Below are 22,433 nucleotides of genomic sequence, written 5' to 3' on the forward strand. Positions count from 1 at the left end.
CTTTCCGTTAATTTAGTAGCTTGAACAACTCTACTTTAACGGAAAGGTGCTTTTTTTTGTATAACTTTTGGATCCCCACCCGCATAGCAGGTGGTTTTTTATTTCGCTGCGCTCAACAGGCTAAAGCCCATAATAAAAAGCCCGATTAAACGATAATCGGGCAAGCCACTTAAATTAAAGCTTTGGAGCATCAGTGTTGAACCACTTTTTATAAATTTCGTTGTATTTATTATTGTCGATGAGCTTTTTCAATGAAGTATTGATTTTATCCGCTAACTCCTTATTATCCTTTTTAACGGCAATTCCGTAGTATTCCTTATCAAAGTTTCCGGAAACGGTGACGATATTTTTACTCGGATTTTGTTTGATAAAATAGGCAACAACCGGCGAATCGATAACTGCGGCCTCTACGCCGCCATTGATCAAGTCATTGAGCGCATCGGGTGCGGTATCATATTTTTGTGGGGTTATCCCCATTTTCTCAACAACTTCCTGACCTGTTGTTGCCACTTGAACCGCTACTTTTCTCCCTTTCAGATCGGCTTCACTCTTAATCGGGGAACCCTGTTTTACAGCAAGGGACTGAGTTGCCTGAAAATACTTGTCCGAAAACTGAACACTCTTCGCCCGCTCTTCAGTAATCGTCATCGAAGAAATGACAGCATCATAGTTTCCGGCGTTCAGCGATGTAATTAAACCATCGAAGGCGGCTGTTTGAAACTCAACCTTATAGCCCATATCTTCGCCGATAGCCGTCATCAAATCAACTTCAAACCCTTCCGGCTGTTGCTTCTCATTCATGTACTCCATCGGAGCATAAGCGATATCCGAACCCACTTTAAGTACCTTCTCACTTGCAGCGTTTGAACCCTTCTGCGCTGTCCCATTCGATTGAGATTCCCCGCATCCCGCTAATCCCAATAAGCTTAAAACTAAGACACCGGCAATCCCTATTTTGATTAGTTTCTTCATCTTCCTTTTTTCCCCTTTCAAGTTTGAACTATAATTACCTTTGATTCCCTATTTAAAATATTATGTCGTAATTATACCCATGTATATAAATTCATGCAACTGCATATATGAGTTTCTGGAATCTTTCGTCAATTTGAATAATATAAAAGGCATTGGGTTAACCCAATGCCTCTCTATGTTCGCGTATATTACCGATTAGCGAGCTACGCGATGGTTTTGGTAGCACTCGCGGCAATAAACGGGTCGATCAGAAGTTGGTTGGAATGGTACTTGTGTTTCGACTCCACATTCTGCACAGACAACAGTATACATTTCGCGTTGACGGCCTTCAGAGTTGTTGCGAGAAGCCTTACGAGCATTGCGGCATTCGCGGCAACGTTGGGGTTCGTTTTCGAAACCTTTTTCTGCGTAGAATTCTTGCTCACCCACTGTGAAAATGAAAGTAGCCCCGCAGTCTTTGCAAACGAGTTCTTTGTCTTGAAACGCCATGAAGATAATCCCCTTACCTAAAAAATGTAATAGACTTACGCCCATCCAATGTCATTATAGCATTTTATTGGCTTAAGTAAACACAATTTTTTTATTTATCTCCTTCAAGTCCTGCAGCTAAGGTAAGGCCATAGATTTCCCCAACCCCTTGTTCCCTCAGAACGTGAGCACAGGCTTCCAAAGTAGCCCCGGTCGTTACCACATCATCAATCAGCCAGATTCGTCTTCCCTTAACACCCCAATTCTTTCCCGCTCTCGAAAGGGTAAAAGTGCCTGACAAATTGTGTAAACGTTCCCGGCGGTTTAATCCCACTTGCGGTGTTGTCGGAGTTATTCGCTCTAATCCCTCAACCAGAGGTACCCCCAAATCCCAATGAAGGGCTGAGGCGAGCACCGAAGATTGGTTAAAACCCCTCTCCGCTAATCGTTCAAAATGCATGGGAACAGGCATAAGCGCATCCGGCGGCGGTAAGCAATTTACGGCCCAATCCGCCAAAGGGCGTACGATCTTCCCTAGGAGATAGGGCTGTGATTTGAATTTAACGGTATGGATAAAATCGCGCCATGCTCCCGTATAGTGACCCCAAGCCGCTACTTTGTCCATCCCCTTAGGGCCGCGTCCTTCACGACAATCCAAACAAAGAGGGTGTTCCTTCACTATCAACTTTCCGCATTGTCGGCAGCGTCCCAATTCCGGATGAAAATACTCTCCCTCACAGGTTGAGCAAACCGGCCCGTCAGCCTTACCGCACAAGATACAATTCTCTTGCTTCTCGTATAACAGCGAGCGGCAAAGGTGTTTAACGATTTCCCAAGTCTCTTGTATTTCGGGCAAAGAGGTTCCTCCTTTACTCAATGAGTCCTTGCTCTAAGGCAAGATTATTTTGCTCCTGAATCCAATCTATCGCCTTTTGAATAGCGGGAGTTTTCCGACGGGCCAAAAACAAAGCCCGCCCTTGCGGGTTCTCTCGCGTTCGTCCCACTCTCCCCGCCATTTGAACGAGTGCCCGTTCATCAAAAATGTCATGATTTGCTTCGAGGACAATAACCTGGGCATCCGGAACCGTTACTCCCCGTTCAAGAATGGAGGTCGTCACAAAAACGGAATATCCCCCTGTTCTGAGCTTCTCGATTTTTTCTCGCCGCTCCGGGTCCGAGCTGTAGCTTCCCTCAATGATCCATTCGGGAAACATCGCCTGCAGCCTTTTGACATAGACATTGACCCAGGAGATTTTAGGAACAAAAATAAGAACAGGCCCGCATTGGGCAAGTGACTTTATCCATTGATTCAGTTCATCTGAGCCGTCATTCCCATCGAAAACCGAGGATTTAATCCACTCCGGAATCGGCAAAGGCTTGCGATGATGCCGGGCCGGCAAACGAACAAGTTCCATTTCTTTACTTTGAATTTCGGCTATATTTTTCGGAGAGGGAGTCGCAGTCAAATACACTATCTTTCCCTTGGGTTTTAAGGCTTGCTGCAGTCCCCACGCTAACGCTTCATCTCCATAGTAGGGGAAAGCGTCGACCTCATCCATAAAAATCAGATCAAACGCGTGATAAAAGCGTAAAACCTGGTGAGTTGTCGCTAAAACTAAGGAAGCCGGGGTGAAGCGCCGCGTACTTACTCCGGTCAATACGCTTATGTCTAATCCGGGGAAATCCCGCTTGAGACGAGGAGCCACATCCAGAACCACATCTTGACGGGGTGCTGCAAAAAGAACTTGAAGCCCCTTTTCTAAAGCCCGGGCCGCCGCCGGAAAACAAACTTCGGTTTTTCCCGCCCCACACGCCGCCCAAAGCAAAAGCTTCCTGCTCGTTTCATCTGACACGAAAGTCAGCACTTCCCGGCTCGCCTTTTCTTGAGCCTGGCTTAAGGCCCAATGGGGAGCAAAGCGTATGGGTTCTCTATTGACCCCCGGTCTTCTGTTGGCCTCAGATCCCCCGTCATTTGGGCAAGGTTCTAACGTTCGGTACAGCACCTGCAGCGAACTCAACGCTCCCAAGGCCGCACAGGAGGGGCATGTCCCCGCCAAACCGTATATACTGGGCCATTCCTCAATCTTTGTCTCCCCGCAGCGCATACAGCGCCAGCCTTGCTTCTCTTTCTTCACTGCGGGAATCCATTCCGCCTGACCCTTTAAAACCGATAATTGACAGAGCTGAATCACTTCCTTAAGATTAAGGCCCATTTCGTTGGCTAAGCGTTGTAAGTCCGCTTCGGAAAGCTGCCTTCCTTGAATACGGGAGGTAAAATTACGCTCATTAACTTCATTAACTTCATTAACCTCATTAACTGTGGCTGCCTTCGCAGTCTCAAGCTTTCCCTCTGCCAACGGCAATCTCACCCAATGCCAGTCCAAAGTTCTCAGGTCTGAATGTTTACGTAAGAACTTCAAAATTTCCTTTTTCTCATTTTGGGACTGTTGTGCCTTGGACCGTTCCGCCTTGGACTGTTCCGCCTTTAGAATTTCGCTTAAACCCTGAGCAAGATTAAAGGGCAGCCCCGGCGAAAGCATTTCGTGCGCAGAGAAGGGCTTGTCCGCTTGAACAATCGGAGAAACAGACAGTTCTCCTGCATCTGTTCTGATAAGGTAAAACAGCATCTCTTTCACCCAGTATCCCTTTCACCCTTTACTGTGCCGTTTGGTACCAATCTTTAATAATCGCTTTGCTTTGATCGCTCGGATAATAATTTTTAAATTCGTCGATTTTGCCGATTGCAAAAACCGAAAATCCTAAATTCCAAGGTTCTTTGGCAAATACCTCTTTATAGGCTTGAAATCCGTTGGCTTGTTCCTGTTCGTTGACAACAGTCGAAGGAATAGGATTCCAGGGATGAACTGCTCCCCCATTCCTTTTCGGAAAACCTAATTCACCAAAAAGCACGGGTTTATTCCATTGCTCGGAGAGGTTTTTAAGTTCGGCATAAACATTCTGGTGCCGATCAAAGATTGATGTTCTGTAAATAGAGCTTACCAATTCCTCGGCGGTATTTGTTTCTTTATCCGTTAATTCAAAATAAGCGGCAACCGAAATAAAATCGACTTTGCCCAGGATCGGATTATTCAACTTCAAAGGATAACTGCCAACTTTTGCATTTTTTTGTTTGTCCCACTCGGCGGTATACCACCAGTTTGTTTTATACGTGATCCGTCCCTGATAATTCGACCGGACAAAATCTGCCACATCGCTCCAATAGCCGTATTTATCTTCAAACTGGTCATAGTTTGAGCCTAAACACAAGGCATAAACTTTATAAGGCTTGGCAATATCGTGGATCAGCGGACCGAGTACGATTTGTTTCCAATTCCAAAACCATTCGTTAATATCAGAAGGATTCAGTTGGGTTTCATAGAGTTCTCCGTTCTGAATAAACGGATAAGGTTCTAGAATGACATTGATTCCTTTGTATCTTAACTTTTTGATCAGTTGAATGGCTTTCTCTTTACTTTCGGGATTCACAGTCATCGTGCTTGCTGTTAACGAATCTATATCAATCTGTACAGGGACATTGACCGTATTCAGTCCAAGCTGCTCAATATCGGTCATCACCTGTTCTATCGTATAATCTACGGAAAGATTTCCCGATTTAATCTTTTCGCCATAAGGCGTAATGATTTTATTTTTCTCATACTGCCGGTTGACGTAGACACTATCGATTAGAATTACCTTCACGAAAATCGTCATCAGCAATACGACGGCGATACTGATCATAAGTATTCGTGTCTTATGACTCAAACGGTTCACATCCTCTATCCTCTAATATTTACAGGAAGCTTAGTTGCTCTTCAAATTTATCCGCCAAAACTTATGCCAGAGGAAAGTATACTACCAAAGGTTATACTTTCCTCCAGTCTAAAAAATCGTTAGACCTTCTTCAGCGCTTAGAACCTTTACTTATTTTATGCGTCCGTAACTCACGCAGAAGGAAAATAAAAAAGAGGGTAACCGAAGCAACCATGATCAGTGTTGAAATATCGTAGGCCTTTTTAAACAATTCCAGTGACCAAACCTTACCCCAGCCACTATCTGTAATAATCCAAGCTGCAATTTTATTGGAGATTGCTATTCCCTCCTGAGCCCTTGTCAGGCTTTGGGAATAATTCTGGGCTAAACTAATATTGGCCGCAATACTCGCAATCACAAGAACAAGAAAAGTCTTCGAATACTTAAAATGATCTTTTTCGCTTTTAAGAAAAGCAAAAAGAAATACCAGAATCAAAACGACCATACCTACAAAAGGCATTATCTTCACTCCCTTTTTATCGGCTTTTAAATGATTTTCCGGACAATTGGGCAATCTAATGAATGTTCCAGTTAAACAAAATGGATAAGGAGGAGTGCAAGTGCTGAAAAAATTTGCAGTGAGTTTGCTGACATTAGCTTTTCTGACTTTTGGTGCCGGAACATGTCTAGCCGCTCCGACAGCAACCCAAATCGACGAGCTTAAAGCCTTAAACCAGCAAATGTTTACGCTGAAAAAGGAAATCGTCGACAAACAATTGGAAGCCGGGCTGATCGACAAAGAAAAAGCGGCCGACATCAAAACCCATATTGACAAACACCAAAAGAAGATGGAAGAGAACTTTGCTAATGGGCAATACACGGGCTTTGGAAAGAAACATGCCCCCCATAAAAATCCTTCTCCATGCAAACCCTAAATCTTTAAGCATGATTGATCTCTAAATATGCCTATCGATGGGTGTAACTGGAACTTCTCCCCAAGGGGCTGTCGCAAAACAGCCCTTTAATTCATGGATCAGGGAGGTTTAGCTGTCCCTCCTCAGCCGTACCCTTTAAAAGCTTCATCAGCTCCGATGGCCGGAGGCTTGCCGCTTCCAAACGGGAGGGCAATGATGCACTCCACCGGTAGAGGATGAGGGCATCTTTAGGATCTGTACCTCGGCATTTCTCCGCCTCTTCAATGGCCCGTCCTTGAAGCCATTCATATGTATGAATATCGAATTTTTCCCAAGCGAGCACCTGTTCTGCGGCCTTTAATCCTCCTGCTCCGTAAAGCTCAAGCTCTAAGTTGGCAATTTCTTGCCTAACCTTTTCCTGTGTCTGATCTTGATCTAAACTTTTCTTAAGAATTTCGAGAGATTGCTGTTTATCTCCTTCCGCTTTAACCATTTCCTGCTCTATGGATTTCTGGGGGTCAAGCCATTGCGGATAAACCCAAGCCCTTAAAAGGATCAAGGCCAGAACCAGAAAGCATAATCCCGCTAAAATATTCTTCAATTTGGAAAGATGAAAATCCTTTTTTAATTGCTTCGGAAGGAACATTCCCCACAGAATCCAAAATAAGATTCCCAATGACCCAAATAAAAAATCCGCATCAATCATCGCATGCCAACCTAAAAAGAAAAGAGCACTAAAAATCTCTAACCGTTTATCCCCATCCTCCTGACTCAACAACGATATATCCTTAGGTCTATGTTTATAACCTCCCCTTATCTTTTTTAAGATAAGGATCATCCAAAAAAGCAGGGCTGATACTCCGAAAATCCCTTGATTTAAAAGGACCCGTATCCATATCGAATGAGGATCGCTCGTCCAATAAGGAATCGTTTGAACCAGCGGGAATGCAAACCATCCCCCCGCCCGAGGTAGACCCCGATTACTCCATGATAATTTTAACCCATCCAGAAGGTAGAGAATTCTCTCCCCTAAAGAATTTTCGATTCCCCAATTCAATAAACGTTGGAAAGTTCCCGGATTAAGCACCCAGGTCAGACACAAACACGAAATGATTATAACTGCACCCAGCACACCCTTACGAAGACTCGAGAAGGCGCCTCCCGCCCGCCGCCTCCTTATCAACACCTGTACACCCCAAACCATAAGAAAACAAAAAACAGCGGCGCGTGAACCGGTATTAAGAAGTGTTAGAAGAAGCAGAGCTTGAGTGATCTTCGAACGCGGTCGCAGCAAAAGAACCGCAGCCAGATAAACGCCCAAGGCATTGGGATACCCAAAGAGGGATGACAACCGTTCCGTCCCTGCGGAAAAAAAACCTTGGCCTTGAAACCATGAGTTAAACAGCTTGAGCCATGCCAAAACCGCCAGTAAAACGCCAAACCTTTCGATCCAGGATAACATCTTTTCCTGTTCTAAACCGTTCGGTATTTTCCGGGCCTGATGATAAATCATCCACAAGGTACCCCAACGTACGGCATCCATCCATCCCTCACTGCTTTTAACCGGATGCCATAACCCAAGCAACGAAAGCCCTACAAGGGTGAACAACAAAACATCGGTTATTGATAAAATCCCATTTTCCTCCGATACGCGAAGCCCATTAATTCTTGAGCTTTTCCATGATTGCCACGAAAGGAGAAAGGCAAGCCCCGCCCCGAGCAGCAGCCATTCCTGGGGAAAGAATGTGCCATGAGCCAATAGGCTCAAGCCTAAGAAAAAAGCCGGGGAAAGCACTTTGCTGTCCCCGGCTTTGCTGCCCCGATTTAAGGTTGTCCCAATCATTGCTTTTCTTGCATGGGTCCTACGGCAAATTTCATAATGCCCCGTGCCGCAAGTTCTTCACCGACATAAGCTTTACCTTCGGCAACCCCGATACCATGCTTCATTTTTAGAAGTTCGACTTCCAAGCGGAGTTGATCTCCCGGAACCACTTGGCGCTTAAATCGGACTTCATCCAATCCGGCGTAGAGAGCGATATGTCCTGCATATTCAGGCATCTTTAAGAGTACAACTGCCCCTACTTGGGCAAGTGCTTCCATAATCAGTACCCCCGGCATCACAGGATAACCCGGAAAATGCCCTTGAAAAAAGGGTTCATTCGCGGAAACATTTTTAATCCCTACGGCTCGTTTTCCCTCCTCTAACGCTTCAATGCGATCCACTAATAGGAAAGGATAACGATGCGGAATAATGGCTTGAATTTCTTTACTGTCGAGCATATTGATTTTCCTCCCAGACTTGCATATCAGAATACTATTCCCTATGATGTGAATATAGACTAACCTTTAACCTAAATGTTGAATACATCTTAAAAATTCAAATATCTTCATCTACGGTGATTGTCCTTAGTATATCGAAGTTTTGGCCGGAAGGGAAGGATTCGGGTGGCAGATTACCCTATTTTACAATTAATTGGAGGCGGGGAAATCGGAGGAGCTGAACAACATGTTTTAACCCTTCTCCAAGGATTAAACCCCGCTTATTTCAGCCTTACCTCCGGCTCTCTCATTGATGGTCCCTTTGCAGACCTGACCGAGGAGCTTGGGATCCCTACGCTCCGCTTGCCGATGAAACATGCCCTCGACCTTTCCCCTCTTCCCCGTCTTCTCGCTGAACTTCGCCGCCAGAAATTTGCACTGATTCACACTCATGGGTCAAGAGCTAATCTTCTTGGGCGTCTGGCCGGACGCTGGGCCAAGATCCCCGTTATCAGCACCTATCACAGTTCCTTAGGCCAAGATTATCTTTCACCCAAAGCAGCCCTAGTTGCCCTTGGGTTGGACCGTTTGACCTTACCCCTTGCTTCAGGACTGATCACGGTTTCTGAAGCCCTCTCTCGTGAAGTTGCTTCCCGCGGCGGCAAGAACCTCCGCACGATTTATAATGGTATCCAACCCCTAGTTCAAATGAAGGACGAATCTTATCGGCAAAACCAACGAAGACTTTTGCGTAAAAAATGGGGGATTCCCGACCAAGCCATTGTTCTCGGAAGCATCGCCCGCCTGCATCCCACGAAAGGACTCGAAACCTTGATTGAAGCCGCGTCCCGACTTCTCCCTGAGTTTGCCGACCTCCACGTTCTTATTATTGGGGAAGGTCCGCTCCGTTCAGTCCTGGAAAACAGCCTAAAAAAAGCCGGGATTTCCTATACACTGCCCGGCTTTATTCCTAAGGGGTTTCAAGCCCTTCCGGCAATGGATCTTTTCATCTTACCCTCACTTAGTGAAGGAATGGGGCTTGTTCTGCTCGAGGCCATGCAAGCTCATCTTCCCATAATTGCTTCGCATGTCGGCGGTATCCCTGAAGTTATCCGTGAAGGTATCGACGGCCTGCTTGTACCGCCCGGAGATTCCATCGCCCTAGCTGAAGCCTGCCAGACCCTCCTTACCCATCCCTTGCTTGTTCAAAAACTCATCCAATCCGAACTTGACCGTTATCAAACCTTTAGCATCGACCAAATGATTCAAAAAACAGAGAACTTCTATGAAGAAATTCTCTGCTCAAATCAGTTCAAAAAGCCATACAAGCGCTTTTGATGCTGTCTATTTCCCTTGATTTCCTTGTTCATTCTGGTTTCCCTGTTCATCTTGATTCCCTTGTTCCCCTTGGTTTCCTTGCTCAACCCGACTTCCTTGACTTCTTCGTTCTCCTTGCTCATCCTGATTGCCTTGACTTCCCCGCTCTCCCTGTTTATCCGGATTCCCGTCCTTTATTTCCTCAAGCTTTCTTTGTTCTTTGCCCCATTGCTTATTGTCTTGGGCGTTATTTTTTGACCGATCTTTGGATTGAATGCCATTGCTATTTCCTTTAATTTGCTTGGAATTACCCTTTATCCCACTTTCCGCTTTGCTGCCTTCCCCAAGCGATCCTTTATGGATGGAAACCCCGTTATTTTTCTTGGTCAGCTCTTCCTGCACTTGCGGCTGTTCAAGAAGGTTAACCCGCTCATCCGTACTTTTAACCGTACTGTTTTCCGCTTGGATTCCTGCGTTTTTGGCCGTATTGATCAGGGCATATTCTCCCAAAGTCAAGCCCTGCTTTTTGGCTTGTGTCTGTTCGTCAGCACCGAGCTGATACACTGCAAAATTTGGATTAACTTTTTCGGCTTGGGCCGCACTTTCAATACTCTGGGCAATATCGTCCGAGGTTACCCCTTTCGGGACTTCTTTTCCCTCTTTTAGGGGAGAATATCCGACTAAGACCCAGTTGTGATCGGAATTCAAATAGTTTAGGGTGACAGATTGCTCGATAATATTTTCAAGAGCCTGATCCCAGGATTTCCCCTTTAATTCCAGACCCTTCACGACATCTTCGGCATCTGAATTGAGCGCTTCAAACTGTATTATTTCTCCTTTTTGATTTAAGGTAAGCTGCAGTCTGGGATTAATATCCACCGAAATCATGGCTACAGCCGTTGTTGCCTGATAGAAACTCCAACTCATCGAGCCGATCAAAGTGAAGATCAAGATTGCGGCCACACTTGTAATAACCCGCCAATTCGGTCGATGCTGATGGATTTTCGCCAATTCAATTTCTGAACCGACCCCCACAGGCTTTCGATATCTTATTTTTTGAAACGATCCATCCGCTGCTAATATTGTAACCATTGTATCCTTTTTCTCTAAAACTACAGCCTTCATTCCCTCACCCCTTCCGATCAGGAAGTACATATTCACGCAAATATATAAAATCATTTTGATGGGCAATTAAAACCGCCACAGCTAAAATAAACTTTCTTCCTCTTTCTAAAACTTTGGGGTGTACTTGACTCCTCAAAGCTAAAGCTTGCATCGGAATTTTCTTTTTCCGTTCAACCTGACTCCATAATTCTGGATCATCCGCTAATATTCTAGCCACTCGAAGCAAGGTCTCCCGGGTATCCCGGTGTTTAGGCGAAACCTTTACAATATCATTAAATTTTAAGTTATATTCTTCGAGAACTTTAGCATATTCTTGGACCTCTAAAGCACGTTCCAGATTTTGTTCCTTCTCGCGGAACTCCTGCACACCCATATGAATCTCTACGGCCTGTCCTACATCCTCTTGATCCAGCGGCAAAGCGGCCCTTAATTTTTTCCGCCGATAATAATCAATCAGTCGACGTTTAATCAGCAATCGGGCATACGCTAAAAAGGGAACCCCTCGTTTTTCCTCATAATGATCAATGGCTTCGTTAAAAGCAATCAGAGCCTCCGATAATTCTTCATCCCTGCCCCAATCCAATATTCGATGACAAACCTGATTGGTGACATGACGAATAAAGGGTTGGGACTCCTTTAAGAAATCCTCCCTGACCGAAGGCTCGTCTTTTATCCTTTGCCATGGCCATTCCGGTTCCCACTCGGGCATTTTCGATCCTCCTATTTAAGCAATACGTATTAATAAAATATTTTCGGTCGGTAAAATCATTATTTCTCGATATGATTATTTCCCTACCTTGATCGACGCGTGTGATTTTGCTCTTCTTTTTTTCCCTGCTTGATCACTCGCCAGGCAAATTTGGGCAATACCATTTGTCTTTTGATGCGTTGAGGCTGTTTAAGCAGGCGATAGAGCCATTCCAGACGAATATTTCTGATCCATTGGGGCGCTCTTTTATTTAACCCGGCCAAAGCATCGAAGCTTCCGCCCACTCCAATACTGACTGTCGCCAAATCTAAATGGGAAGCAATCCAAAATTCTTGGCGCGGCGCTCCTAAGCCGGCCAATAAGAGTTGGGGCTGAAACGTTTGAATCCTTTCAATTATTTCAGGCTGCTCTTCAGGTTGAAAATATCCGTGCTGTGTTTGACAGACTATCCCCGGATATTGCTCCGTAACTTTACGCGCTGCCAGCTCTGCAACCCCCGGTTTACTTCCTAAAAAGAAGATGCGCCACTTCCGTTCTGCCGCCACAGGAAATAAAGATTCTATCAGATCAATCCCCGTTACCCTCTCAGGCAGAGGATGCCCCAAGCGCTTAGCGGCCCAAACTACCCCCACTCCGTCCGGAGTAACGATTTGTGCTCGATTAATTAATTGTTTTAACCGTGCATCCCGGCCTGCGGCAAAAATGAGTTCAGGGTTTGCAGTGACAACCCAAGTCTGCTCCTTTTTCTCAACTGCTTCCCGAATGCGCATTACCGTTTCCTGGATTGTGTAATTATCAATTTTAACTCCCAGAACTTCAGTCCGCACAATAACCTCTCCTTGCAAAAAAGAACCGAGGGCATTGCTCCTCTGAAAGCTTTACGTTTCAAAGGAACCTCTTACCTCGGGTCTTTTATCTTCTTTTTCAGCCTATTCGTCTAAAAACTATGATCTAAAACCTTACCGGTGCCTAACGCGACACATGAAATAGGATCTTCGGCTAAGCTCACAGGCAGTCCTGTTTCTCGGGACAAACGAATATCAAATCCATAAACCATTGAACCCCCGCCTGTCATCACAATTCCTTTGTTTAAAATGTCTGCGGAGAGCTCAGGAGGAGTATGCTCCAGCACCTCTTTGACGGCACCGACAATGGCCTCCACCGATTCTTCGAGTGCTGTGTAACATTCCTTGGAGTTCACGGTAACCGTTTTGGGTAATCCGGTAACTAAGTCACGCCCACGCACATCAATTTCGGAATTATCGGGACGTCCTTCCGGAATCGCAGTCCCTACGGCAATTTTAACTTCTTCCGCTGTCCGCTCTCCAATCATTAAGTTATACTCCCGGCGGATATGCCGGATAATCGCTTCATCAAATTTGTCTCCACCCACGCGAAGACTTTGTTTGGTCACAATTCCCCCCAAAGCAAGAACCGCAATATCGGAAGTTCCTCCTCCGATATCAACGACCATATTTCCCGCAGGTCCGGCAATGTCAAGACCTGCCCCTAATGCCGCCGCATAAGGTTCCTCGATCACTTGCACCTGTCTTGCGCCTGCCTGATAAGCGGCTTGCTTAACCGCACGCTCTTCAACCTCTGTAACACCGGAGGGAATACAAACGACAACACGGGTTTTGAAGAACGGTATTTTGCGTGCGCCTGCCTTCTCCAAAAAATACTTAAGCATAAGCTCTGTGGTTAAATAATCTGCAATAACCCCATCACGCATCGGACGAACGGCGACAATATTGCCCGGAGTCCGTCCCAGCATCATTCTGGCATCCTCACCCACTGCGATTCGCTTATTTGTATTTTTATCAATAGCCACCACGGAAGGTTCGTGTAAAACAATGCCCTTTCCCTTAAGATAGACTAAAACGCTCGCTGTTCCTAGGTCAATTCCTAAATCAATTCCGAACATTCTTGGAGGTACCCCTTTCTTTTTCGTGCCTATATAAGCAAAAGTACAATCTCCCATCACGGGAGATTATACATAATATACCACATTATCTTATTCGATAAAAATTTTCTAATTCCTTTAAGTAATAACCCATTTTTATTTGTTTCATCCCTCTAAATTATCAAATTTCTTGGTATTTCTTCCGTGTTGCTTCTCCGCCGCGGATATGACGCTCCGCTTTGTTGCTTTCAAGAATCTGTTTTACCTCCATCGCCAACTTCTCGTTAATGAGAGGTAATCTCTCTGTCACATCCTTATGTACTGTAGACTTTGAAACACCGAAAACATCAGCGGTTTGCCTTACTGTGGCACTGGATTCCATGATATAGTTTCCAATGTCGAGTACCCGCTTGCGGATATATTCTTGCACGCTGAGCCCTCCTTCTTTTACCCGGAATTTTATACATTTATATGCATCCGAAATAAAAAAAGACATCCTTAACGGATGTCTTTCGTTGGTAAATAGTGTAACTAAAAGGATAGCACTGTTATACTTTATTGAACTTGGGCCTCATTCCCTTTCCAAACTTCGTAATGGAGCTGGGTTCTGTCACTGATTCCATCTGCTCCCGAATAATACCCGACTTGACCCACAATATCGTTTTCCTTGATTTCGTCCCCCGTCTTAACCCTTAGATTCTCAATCCCGCCATAGACAACACGCCAATTCTCACCGCAATCAATCTCCACTTTCTGTCCCAAAATCGGGTCAGCGCCCGCGTAAGTCACCTTTCCCCCGTGCGTGGCCCGTATCATGGCTCCCTCAGCTTGCGGATAATCTGCGCCGGCATGAAAAAGGTAAGCCTTAAGATTTTCAGAGTAGTAATTACCGACCCCACGCAGCGGCTCAATCTGAACAGGGCTGGGAAAATCGCCAACGCATTTTTGTGGCACCGGCAAATTTGTATCCGGGCCTTGAGTTATTGTGATTTCGGGGTTCACCGTTTCTACTTCCTCTACGCCGTTAACTGCTCCCTCTACACTGTTAACCACTCCCGCTACACCGTTAACCGCTTCCTCGGACCCATCTAATCGAGCCAGTCCATACGTAAAAGCGGTTAAACCAAGAATTAGTATCATTGCGCTATAAATAGCCGTAGTCTTCCAACGTCTTGGGAAATTCATGTAAATTCATCCTTTCGCCGCTCGATCTTAAGAAGAATATTTCTATACATATTCTTTCCTAATACGATAGCCTTTAGACGAAAGGAAAAAATAATTATGGGCTCCCTTTTCCTTTGCTTAATGAGAGGATTTGTGTTCCCGGATAGAAGTGGCTGAGAATTTCTTTGTAATTTCTTCCGGCCTTTGCTAGATCATTGGCGCCATACTGAGACATTCCCACAGCATGTCCGTTCCCATACGTTTTAATCTGTATTTCTTCGGGCTGAATTGTAAATTCGATATCGGTTGACGCTAGGCCCAGAAGAGTACGCAGTTGGGGAGCCTTATAAACCGTCCCTAAAACCCGAACTTCTTTGGCCCGCCCTGCGGCAGTTTTACTCATAATTTCAAAATCTTTATTTTCCAAAGGCTGAGGAGATCGTGTCAGCCCCAATTTTTGATAGAGTGTGCTGGGTGTAAACTTATAGGTTTTAAGAAAACGAGCTTGATTTGTTTCGCCTGATTCTATATTTTGAAGGTATGATCGTGAAGAGCTCCAAACCTCTTCGGCACGTTCCGTCGGTTTACGCCCGCTGCTGCTGTGAAAAAAGGCATCAATATATTGACCTTCTGACACGAGAACTTGGCCTTCCGTACTTTTTACCGAATCACCGATTTTTTTAAAATAGCGCCAATAACTTAACCAACCCCACTTTGTTTTCATTTCATTCTCTGAAAGCCAGGCTTGGGTTTGAACCGTTGTATCCACATCATAGCCTGAATCAGAAGCTGAACGCTGACTCATCTTCTTGGCTGCGTATGTACGTGCAGCCACAGCTTGAGCCTTTAATGCTTCACTATCGAACTCTGCCGGCATTTCAGCCGCAACAACTCCAACGAGATATGTTTCCAAAGTCATTGTTTCAATATTTCCATCTGACATTTTCACACGAATATTAAAATCTTCCGCCGGAATCTCCTCCTTTTGCCAGCGCATAATGGTCCAGGGTATTAAAATAATAATAATCAGCGAAAGTACAAGGATGGTTATCCCTTCTCTTTTCAAAGGTCTTCCTCCTCTCCGCAGTACAAGCTTTGCTTAACCTTATGCTCGGGGATGTCCCAATATGACAGGAATCAGACCGATAAGACCTCTTACGGATAATCCTTGTAAGCTGTATAAAGTCTATTAATAGAAAAAACAGCCTTTTACTTAAAAAAGACTGTTTATCCGATGACTAACCGCCACTAAAACTCCCTCTTCTTAATCGGGAGATAAGTGGCGCTAAGTCCCTGGATAAGTCAACTAAACTTCAGATGGAGTCGAAACTCCATTGGAGTAAGTTTCCTATATCAACGAAAATGCTATGGTTTTGTACCGATTAAGTTTCCTATATCAATCCTGCCTGCGGATGTTAGCGCCGATTCGTTTAAGTTTATGTTCAATATCCTCATATCCCCGGTCAATATGATGTACTCCGGAGATCTCCGTTTCGCCCTCTGCGGTTAACGCCGATAGAATTAAGGCTGCACCCGCCCGCAAATCTGTAGCCGTTACCGGTGCTCCCGTTAGCCGTTCAACCCCCTGTACGATTGCACTGCGGCCCTCGATTTTAATATCGGCACCCATCCTTTTGAGTTCATCAACGTGCATAAAACGGTTTTCAAAAACGGTCTCTGTCACCATTCCGGTCCCCTCCGCCGTACACAGCAAGGCTAAGAAAGGAGCTTGCAGATCCGTCGGGAAACCCGGATGCACTTGAGTTTTAATATCTACAGCATGATAATGTCCATTTCCACGGACACGTATTCCTTCATCTTCTTCTTTAAAATCAATTCCCGCTTCATTCATCTTCGCGAGAAGAGGTTTAAGATGGTCTGTAATCACATTTTGAACAAGAACATCGCCGCCCGCAGCGGCAGCCATCAGTAAATAACTTCCTGCCTCAATACGGTCAGGAATTACAGTGTGTGTTGCCCCGCGAAATTCATGAACTCCTTCGATATGAATAACGCTGGTCCCCGCTCCCCGGACCTTTCCCCCCATTTGGTTCAGAAAATTAGCAAGATCTACGATTTCCGGTTCCTGTGCCGCGTTCTCGATGAGTGTCGTTCCTTCAGCACCCGCCGCAGCCATCATAATATTCTCAGTGGCACCTACACTCGGGAAATCGAGATAAATTCGTGCTCCTTTCAAAACCGACGCTCGAACATCGAGAAAACCATGTTCCATCCGAACTTCCGCACCTAAAGCCTCAAGCCCTTTCATATGCCAATTGATAGGGCGTGACCCGATAGCACAGCCCCCCGGATGAGAAATTCGAACATGCCCTGTTCTCGCTAACAAAGGGCCCATAGTTACGATCGAAGCCCGCATTTTGGAAACCAACTCATGGGGTGCTTGGATATCTGTTATTTCAGGTGTATTTATAAATAACTGCGACCCGACCCGCTTAACCCGGGATCCAAAAGAGCAGATAACTTCGCACATCACATCAACATCTAAAAGATGCGGAGCATCGTCAATTTGTAAAGGCTCTGATGACAGCAAGCTGGCCGCGATAATTGGCAGAACTGCATTTTTAGCTCCACTGACGGTAATGGTTCCTTCCAAAGGATTTCCGCCAGTAACAATTAGTTTACTCAAGTGTTGAAGCACCCCCTTTACGTTTTAACATACTTTGACCTGTTTTTATTCTCCTTCAGTGCCTGAATTTCCTGCAAAACTTACAAAGTTCGTCAAGTTAAAATTCTTCCAGTAAAACAGGAATCGCTAAAACCGTCTTTTCTCCTTGGGCTGAACCCCGTGAAAGAAGCTGAATATTTATAGAATCTTGCCCCGCTTGTACTTCCGAAAAAAAATTTTCTTTCCTGCCTGCGACCGAAAACGTTTTGCCTGTTAAAACCTCTTGTACAGGCTGAAAACCATTCTTTTCAAGATATGTTTTTATATCTATTCCCACTTGAACTCGTTCATCCAAAAATGCTTTTCCCCCTTCCGACTCAACACTTTTAGCAATCTGCTGAAACCATGCCAATATTTCGGCTTCTTCTGATGCCTTTAGATGTCGGCTTCCGGTAAGCGTTATAGCGCCGTTTGAACTTGATCTTTGATAATCCCATTTCCACCCGGCAATAGATCGTATCTCTTCAATCAAAGAAGAGCCCGCGAAATCATTTTCCCCTTCAAACCAAAGCAATACGTGAACCTCCGCTTCGGATACTTCAGTTAGACCTGAAGAGAGCAATAGAGGCGGATTCTTACTCTGTTGCTTGTTCGCCATTACTTTATGGGTTCCGTAACCCATACATACGAATAAAACAAGAATGAAGACGATAAAACCGGATCCATAGAACAGGACGTTGCGTCTCGCCAAACCTATTCTCCTCTCGTGTCTGAAGCTAATTCAAAGGATTAAAGAAAACCTTATAGAATTAGTGTTGCCAAAGCACGAAAAAGTTAACGTCCAACTTATAAAGATCATTAATATTTTTAAAAGTTATACTTTCCGACAGTACAGAAAAAGGCGCGATAAAATCAGATTTTGATTTTATCGCGCCTTAATGATTATCTTCGGTTAGAGGTTTTTCCCATCTGCAGCATTCAGCCGTGCGATAGCCCGTCGAAAAGCATATTCAGCACGCTTCATATCCGTATCCGGGGATTTTTGAGCTAAACGCTTCTCAGCCCTTTCTTTGGCGGCGAGAGCACGTTCAACGTCAATCGCTTCCGCTACTTCAGCCGTATCGGCAAGCACTGTCGCCTTGTTCTCGGAGACTTCAACAAATCCCCCGGAGATGGCTGCTTTTTTCTTCTTGCCATTGACCGTATAGGTAATGACACCTGTTTCCAATGCCGCAATCAATGGAGCATGGTTAGGTAGGATTCCAAGTTCTCCGTCTATCCCGGGCAATACCACAAATTCGACCTCTTCTTTGAGGACATCGCCTTCCGGAGAAACCACATGGAAAGTAAATGTACCGGCCATGTTTATGCCCCCAATTTCTTGGCTTTTTCTATAGCTTCATCAATGGTTCCCACCATATGGAAGGCTGACTCAGGAAGATCATCATGTTTTCCTTCAACAATTTCTTTGAATCCACGGATCGTTTCTTTAATCGGCACATATTTACCCGGTGCTCCCGTGAAGACCTCGGCAACATGGAACGGCTGAGACAGGAAGCGTTCGATACGGCGGGCACGGCCGACGACGAGTTTCTCGTCTTCAGAAAGTTCATCCATACCGAGAATTGCAATAATATCTTGAAGCTCCCGATATTTTTGAAGAATTTGTTGTACGCTTCGTGCAACTTTATAGTGTTCTTCACCGAGGACTTGAGGCGAAAGAATCCGAGAGGATGAATCAAGTGGGTCAACCGCCGGATAAATCCCTTTCTCGGAAATGGCCCGGTTTAGAACCGTAGTTGAGTCTAAGTGAGCAAAAGCAGTCGCCGGAGCCGGGTCTGTTAAGTCATCGGCGGGAACGTAAATCGCTTGAACAGAGGTAATCGACCCGTTGCGTGTAGAAGTAATCCGCTCTTGCAAGGCACCCATTTCAGTAGCCAGTGTCGGTTGATAACCAACGGCCGAAGGCATCCGTCCGAGAAGAGCAGACACTTCAGATCCCGCTTGGGTAAACCGGAAAATGTTATCAATAAAAAGCAGAACGTCTTGATGTTGAACATCCCGGAAATACTCGGCCATGGTTAACCCTGACAGTCCCACCCGCAGCCGGGCACCGGGGGGTTCATTCATTTGCCCAAAGACCATGGACATCTTGCTAATGACACCGGACTCTTTCATTTCATTCCAGAGATCGTTTCCTTCACGGGTACGCTCGCCGACGCCGGCAAATACGGATAAGCCGCCGTGCTCCTGCGCAATGTTATTGATCAGCTCCTGAATAAGAACCGTCTTACCTACTCCCGCACCACCGAAAAGGCCAACTTTACCTCCTCTGGCGTAAGGAGCAAGCAAGTCAATGACTTTGATCCCCGTTTCCAGCATCTGCGTCGATGGGTCTTGATCCACAAACGCAGGCGCGGGGCGGTGAATCGGATAAGTCGTTTCTACCTTTACCTCACCGCCATTATCAATGGGCTGACCCAGTACATTGAACATCCGTCCTAAGGTCTCCGGTCCAACCGGTACGGTGATAGGCTTCCCTGAATCCGAAGCTTCCATTCCCCGTTGTAAGCCATCCGTGGAGGACATGGCGACACAACGAACTGTTTCGTTTCCTAAGTGTTGAGCAACCTCTAAAGTGATGTCAATCTTTTTCTCAGGATTCTTAACTAAAACTGCATTATAGATTTGCGGCAGTTGGTCAGCAGCAAACTCTACGTCAACTACCGGCCCCATGACTTGCACAATCTTGCCGATATTCACAGGCGAGAAACCTCCTTTTTGGGTATTTCCGGCAGTTTATTCGAGGGCAGCAGCTCCCCCAACAATTTCGGAAATTTCTTTCGTAATGGCCGCTTGACGCGCCCGATTCATCTGTAACGTCAAGTTGTCTATTAAATCTTTGGCATTATCTGTCGCTGCTCCCATCGCCGTCATTTTAGCTCCCATTTCACTTGCTTTTCCTTCAAGTAAAGTGCGGAAGACCATGGTCTCCACATATTTCGGAAGCAAGGTGTCCATGATTTCCTTAGGCGATGGTTCAAAAATATATTCTTTGCCGCCGCTTTGGCCTTCAGGCTGCTCAAGCGGTAAGATCTTGACTTGCTTCGGTACTTGGGAAATAGCTGAGATAAATTCATTGTAAACTAAGTAGACTTCATCAAAAGTACCCTCTCTATAGAAGCGCATGACTTGTTGGGCAATATCCTTGGCGAGAGTGTATGAAGGGAAATCTCCTATATTTACAAATTCCGAAATCATCTCGACTTTTCCATGCCGGAAGATATCCCGTCCCTTACGCCCTACCATAACAATCTTAGCGTCATGAGCTTCTTCCGCGAGCAAATTCTTAGTCATCCGGATTATGTTTGCATTATACCCACCTGCAAGACCCCGATCAGAAGTGATCACTACATATCCTACGGTTTGCACGGGTCGCTTTTCCAGAAGAGGATGCGAGGCTTCTGCCTGATCCTGTGCGAGGCGAGCCAATATTTCGTGCATCTGATGGGTATAAGGCCGGGCAGCGACAACCCTTTCCTGGCATTTCCGCAATCGAGAAGCGGCCACCATTTTCATGGCTTTCGTAATCTTCTCCATATTCTGGACGCCCCGGATCCGGCGACGAATATCACGTATACTTGCCACCTCGTTCACCTACCCCCCATTTTCTTAGGCCAGAAATCCTTGTTTGAATTCATTAATTGCTTTTTCGATTTCAGCATTCAGATCATCGGATAATGCTTTTTCCGAACGGATTCGGGCCAGGAGGTCAGCTTTAACGGAGCGCATAAAACGCAGATACTCTTGTTCAAAGCGGCCGACCTGATCGACAGCGATATCGTCAATTAAGCCTTTAACCGCAGCATAGATGACAACGACTTCTTCTTCAACAGGCATCGTATGATATTGGGCCTGTTTCAAAATCTCCATCGTTCTTTCGCCTCGAGCAAGGCGCATTTGTGTAATTTTATCGAGGTCAGAACCAAATTGGGCGAACGCTGCGAGTTCACGATACTGGGCAAGGTCTAAACGCAGTTGTCCCGCAACTTGCTTCATTGCCTTGATTTGTGCCGAACCACCAACACGGGATACGGAAATACCCACGTTGATCGCAGGACGGAATCCGGAGAAGAACAGGTCTGTTTCCAAGAAAATCTGTCCGTCCGTAATAGAAATAACATTTGTCGGAATATATGCCGAAACGTCCCCTGCTTGCGTTTCAATGATCGGTAAAGCCGTCATTGAGCCGCTTCCCAGTTCGGGAGATAGTTTTGCGGAACGTTCCAAGAGACGAGAGTGAAGATAGAATACATCTCCCGGATAAGCTTCACGACCGGGCGGACGTTTCAACAAAAGAGACAATTCGCGATAAGCAGCCGCCTGCTTGGAGAGGTCATCATAGACAATTAAGACATGCTTGCCATTATACATGAATTCCTCGCCTATCGCACAACCGGAGTAAGGTGCGATATAAAGCATCGGAGCAGGCTCTGAAGCCGGCGCGGAAACGACAATGGAGTATTCCATTGCGCCATGATCTTCCAAAGTTTTAACAACACCGGCAACCGTTGATGCCTTTTGACCAATAGCAACATAGATGCAGATCACATCTTGTCCCCTTTGGTTAATAATCGTATCGATAGCTACCGCAGTCTTACCGGTTTGCCGGTCGCCGATGATCAATTCCCGTTGGCCGCGGCCGATCGGGACGATGGCATCAATGGATTTGAGTCCGGTTTGCAGCGGTTCATGTACCGATTTACGATAAACTACACCCGGCGCAGGGGACTCAATCGGACGGAATTTCGTCGTCTTGATATCACCTTTTCCGTCAATGGGTTGGCCTAAAGCATTTACGACACGGCCAATCATTTCTTCGCCGACCGGTACTTCCACGATCCGTCCTGTTCGTTTGACAGGATCGCCTTCTTTAATGCCGATAAACTGTCCTAAGATTACGCAACCGATATTATCGGCTTCAAGGTTCATGGCCATTCCATAAACTCCGTTAGGAAATTCAAGGAGTTCACCGGCCATTGCCTTTTCCAATCCATAGACACGGGCAATCCCGTCACCGACTTCGATAACGGTACCCACATCCGTAACATCGGTTACATTATCATAGCGTTCGATCTGTTGTTTAATAATTGAACTTATTTCTTCTGGACGTAATTTCATCCTGTCTTTTCACCCCTATTTTCTGAGGTCTTCAAAAGCTCTTGG

Annotated in this window: 23 protein-coding genes; 2 read left to right on the forward strand and 21 right to left on the reverse strand. The window is 45.6% G+C overall.

Features of this window, described 5'->3' with window-relative positions; translation table 11 throughout:
• Positions 1 to 174: 174 nt before the first annotated feature.
• The 6 genes from VB077_RS13820 to VB077_RS13845 form a co-directional block, all read right to left on the reverse strand.
• On the reverse strand, positions 175 to 972 hold the full coding sequence (locus VB077_RS13820) for a basic amino acid ABC transporter substrate-binding protein (protein WP_323415840.1): 798 nt from the start codon (positions 970 to 972) through the stop codon (positions 175 to 177).
• Positions 973 to 1,167: 195 nt separating this feature from the next.
• Positions 1,168 to 1,461 carry a zinc-ribbon domain containing protein gene (locus tag VB077_RS13825; RefSeq protein ID WP_323415841.1) on the reverse strand — a complete coding sequence of 98 codons (294 nt, stop codon included), beginning with the start codon at positions 1,459 to 1,461 and terminating at the stop codon, positions 1,168 to 1,170.
• Positions 1,462 to 1,552: 91 nt separating this feature from the next.
• Positions 1,553 to 2,296: a ComF family protein gene (locus VB077_RS13830; protein ID WP_323415842.1), complete on the reverse strand. Its 744-nt coding sequence runs from the start codon at positions 2,294 to 2,296 to the stop codon at positions 1,553 to 1,555.
• A 13-nt stretch (positions 2,297 to 2,309) separates the two neighbouring features.
• Positions 2,310 to 4,067, reverse strand: a complete 1,758-nt coding sequence (locus tag VB077_RS13835) for a helicase-related protein (RefSeq protein ID WP_323415843.1) — start codon at positions 4,065 to 4,067, stop codon at positions 2,310 to 2,312.
• Positions 4,068 to 4,095: 28 nt separating this feature from the next.
• Positions 4,096 to 5,178 carry a glycoside hydrolase family 113 gene (locus tag VB077_RS13840; RefSeq protein ID WP_323415894.1) on the reverse strand — a complete coding sequence of 361 codons (1,083 nt, stop codon included), beginning with the start codon at positions 5,176 to 5,178 and terminating at the stop codon, positions 4,096 to 4,098.
• 163 nt (positions 5,179 to 5,341) lie between these two features.
• A complete protein-coding gene (locus VB077_RS13845) occupies positions 5,342 to 5,710 on the reverse strand; it encodes a hypothetical protein (RefSeq protein WP_323415844.1) in 369 nt (122 codons plus the stop codon).
• A gap of 100 nt (positions 5,711 to 5,810) precedes the next feature.
• On the opposite strand from VB077_RS13845, the gene VB077_RS13850 reads away from it, so the two are divergent.
• Positions 5,811 to 6,125: a DUF2680 domain-containing protein gene (locus tag VB077_RS13850; RefSeq protein WP_323415845.1), complete on the forward strand. Its 315-nt coding sequence runs from the start codon at positions 5,811 to 5,813 to the stop codon at positions 6,123 to 6,125.
• A gap of 91 nt (positions 6,126 to 6,216) precedes the next feature.
• Here VB077_RS13850 and VB077_RS13855 read toward each other — a convergent pair whose 3' ends face one another.
• Complete coding sequence (locus tag VB077_RS13855) at positions 6,217 to 7,947, reverse strand: hypothetical protein (RefSeq protein ID WP_323415846.1); 1,731 nt, start codon at positions 7,945 to 7,947, stop codon at positions 6,217 to 6,219.
• Positions 7,944 to 8,384 (reverse strand): 3-hydroxyacyl-ACP dehydratase FabZ, encoded by a 441-nt coding sequence (gene fabZ, locus VB077_RS13860; RefSeq protein WP_323415847.1) that lies wholly within the window; start codon positions 8,382 to 8,384, stop codon positions 7,944 to 7,946. The genes VB077_RS13855 and fabZ overlap by 4 nt, the downstream gene beginning before the upstream one ends.
• A gap of 165 nt (positions 8,385 to 8,549) precedes the next feature.
• Here fabZ and VB077_RS13865 point away from each other — a divergent pair, with 165 nt between their 5' ends.
• Complete coding sequence (locus VB077_RS13865) at positions 8,550 to 9,701, forward strand: glycosyltransferase (RefSeq protein ID WP_323415848.1); 1,152 nt, start codon at positions 8,550 to 8,552, stop codon at positions 9,699 to 9,701.
• Positions 9,702 to 9,707: 6 nt separating this feature from the next.
• On the opposite strand, the gene VB077_RS13870 is transcribed toward VB077_RS13865, so the two are convergent.
• The 13 genes from VB077_RS13870 to atpA form a co-directional block, all read right to left on the reverse strand.
• Positions 9,708 to 10,805, reverse strand: coding sequence for an anti-sigma factor domain-containing protein (locus tag VB077_RS13870; RefSeq protein WP_323415849.1), 1,098 nt, complete (start codon positions 10,803 to 10,805; stop codon positions 9,708 to 9,710).
• A 4-nt stretch (positions 10,806 to 10,809) separates the two neighbouring features.
• On the reverse strand, positions 10,810 to 11,514 hold the full coding sequence (gene sigI, locus VB077_RS13875; protein ID WP_323415850.1) for an RNA polymerase sigma-I factor: 705 nt from the start codon (positions 11,512 to 11,514) through the stop codon (positions 10,810 to 10,812).
• A gap of 83 nt (positions 11,515 to 11,597) precedes the next feature.
• Positions 11,598 to 12,341, reverse strand: a complete 744-nt coding sequence (locus VB077_RS13880; protein ID WP_323415851.1) for a WecB/TagA/CpsF family glycosyltransferase — start codon at positions 12,339 to 12,341, stop codon at positions 11,598 to 11,600.
• A gap of 110 nt (positions 12,342 to 12,451) precedes the next feature.
• The gene (locus VB077_RS13885; protein ID WP_323415852.1) at positions 12,452 to 13,438 is read right to left on the reverse strand and encodes a rod shape-determining protein; all 987 of its coding nucleotides are present in this window, start codon (positions 13,436 to 13,438) and stop codon (positions 12,452 to 12,454) included.
• Between the two features lie 160 nt (positions 13,439 to 13,598).
• The gene (gene spoIIID, locus VB077_RS13890) at positions 13,599 to 13,847 is read right to left on the reverse strand and encodes a sporulation transcriptional regulator SpoIIID (protein WP_323415853.1); all 249 of its coding nucleotides are present in this window, start codon (positions 13,845 to 13,847) and stop codon (positions 13,599 to 13,601) included.
• A 125-nt stretch (positions 13,848 to 13,972) separates the two neighbouring features.
• A complete protein-coding gene (locus VB077_RS13895) occupies positions 13,973 to 14,602 on the reverse strand; it encodes a M23 family metallopeptidase (RefSeq protein WP_323415854.1) in 630 nt (209 codons plus the stop codon).
• 94 nt (positions 14,603 to 14,696) lie between these two features.
• The gene (gene spoIID, locus VB077_RS13900) at positions 14,697 to 15,647 is read right to left on the reverse strand and encodes a stage II sporulation protein D (protein ID WP_323415855.1); all 951 of its coding nucleotides are present in this window, start codon (positions 15,645 to 15,647) and stop codon (positions 14,697 to 14,699) included.
• A 330-nt stretch (positions 15,648 to 15,977) separates the two neighbouring features.
• Positions 15,978 to 17,228: a UDP-N-acetylglucosamine 1-carboxyvinyltransferase gene (murA, locus tag VB077_RS13905; protein WP_323415856.1), complete on the reverse strand. Its 1,251-nt coding sequence runs from the start codon at positions 17,226 to 17,228 to the stop codon at positions 15,978 to 15,980.
• Positions 17,229 to 17,325: 97 nt separating this feature from the next.
• On the reverse strand, positions 17,326 to 17,958 hold the full coding sequence (locus VB077_RS13910) for a hypothetical protein (RefSeq protein ID WP_323415857.1): 633 nt from the start codon (positions 17,956 to 17,958) through the stop codon (positions 17,326 to 17,328).
• 201 nt (positions 17,959 to 18,159) lie between these two features.
• A complete protein-coding gene (locus VB077_RS13915; protein WP_323415858.1) occupies positions 18,160 to 18,570 on the reverse strand; it encodes a F0F1 ATP synthase subunit epsilon in 411 nt (136 codons plus the stop codon).
• 2 nt (positions 18,571 to 18,572) lie between these two features.
• Complete coding sequence (atpD, locus tag VB077_RS13920; protein ID WP_323415859.1) at positions 18,573 to 19,970, reverse strand: F0F1 ATP synthase subunit beta; 1,398 nt, start codon at positions 19,968 to 19,970, stop codon at positions 18,573 to 18,575.
• Positions 19,971 to 20,006: 36 nt separating this feature from the next.
• A complete protein-coding gene (atpG, locus tag VB077_RS13925; RefSeq protein ID WP_323415860.1) occupies positions 20,007 to 20,855 on the reverse strand; it encodes an ATP synthase F1 subunit gamma in 849 nt (282 codons plus the stop codon).
• A 24-nt stretch (positions 20,856 to 20,879) separates the two neighbouring features.
• Positions 20,880 to 22,388, reverse strand: coding sequence for a F0F1 ATP synthase subunit alpha (atpA, locus tag VB077_RS13930; RefSeq protein ID WP_323415861.1), 1,509 nt, complete (start codon positions 22,386 to 22,388; stop codon positions 20,880 to 20,882).
• Positions 22,389 to 22,433 lie beyond the last annotated feature (45 nt).

Source organism: Desulfitobacterium sp., assembly GCF_034927245.1.
GTDB lineage: Bacteria > Bacillota > Desulfitobacteriia > Desulfitobacteriales > Desulfitobacteriaceae > Desulfitobacterium_A.

What these genes read in the sequence shown, in the direction of transcription:
- VB077_RS13825 (WP_323415841.1), bottom strand. Translation starts at nt 1,461, where the DNA reads ATGGCGTTTCAAGACAAAGAACTCGTTTGCAAAGACTGCGGGGCTACT.
- sigI (WP_323415850.1), bottom strand. Translation starts at nt 11,514, where the DNA reads ATGCCCGAGTGGGAACCGGAATGGCCATGGCAAAGGATAAAAGACGAG.
- VB077_RS13895 (WP_323415854.1), bottom strand. Translation starts at nt 14,602, where the DNA reads ATGAATTTCCCAAGACGTTGGAAGACTACGGCTATTTATAGCGCAATG.
- VB077_RS13845 (WP_323415844.1), bottom strand. Translation starts at nt 5,710, where the DNA reads ATGCCTTTTGTAGGTATGGTCGTTTTGATTCTGGTATTTCTTTTTGCT.
- VB077_RS13870 (WP_323415849.1), bottom strand. Translation starts at nt 10,805, where the DNA reads ATGAAGGCTGTAGTTTTAGAGAAAAAGGATACAATGGTTACAATATTA.
- fabZ (WP_323415847.1), bottom strand. Translation starts at nt 8,384, where the DNA reads ATGCTCGACAGTAAAGAAATTCAAGCCATTATTCCGCATCGTTATCCT.
- VB077_RS13820 (WP_323415840.1), bottom strand. Translation starts at nt 972, where the DNA reads ATGAAGAAACTAATCAAAATAGGGATTGCCGGTGTCTTAGTTTTAAGC.
- VB077_RS13835 (WP_323415843.1), bottom strand. Translation starts at nt 4,067, where the DNA reads ATGCTGTTTTACCTTATCAGAACAGATGCAGGAGAACTGTCTGTTTCT.
- VB077_RS13915 (WP_323415858.1), bottom strand. Translation starts at nt 18,570, where the DNA reads ATGGCCGGTACATTTACTTTCCATGTGGTTTCTCCGGAAGGCGATGTC.
- atpA (WP_323415861.1), bottom strand. Translation starts at nt 22,388, where the DNA reads ATGAAATTACGTCCAGAAGAAATAAGTTCAATTATTAAACAACAGATC.
- VB077_RS13840 (WP_323415894.1), bottom strand. Translation starts at nt 5,178, where the DNA reads ATGATCAGTATCGCCGTCGTATTGCTGATGACGATTTTCGTGAAGGTA.
- VB077_RS13855 (WP_323415846.1), bottom strand. Translation starts at nt 7,947, where the DNA reads ATGATTGGGACAACCTTAAATCGGGGCAGCAAAGCCGGGGACAGCAAA.
- VB077_RS13885 (WP_323415852.1), bottom strand. Translation starts at nt 13,438, where the DNA reads ATGTTCGGAATTGATTTAGGAATTGACCTAGGAACAGCGAGCGTTTTA.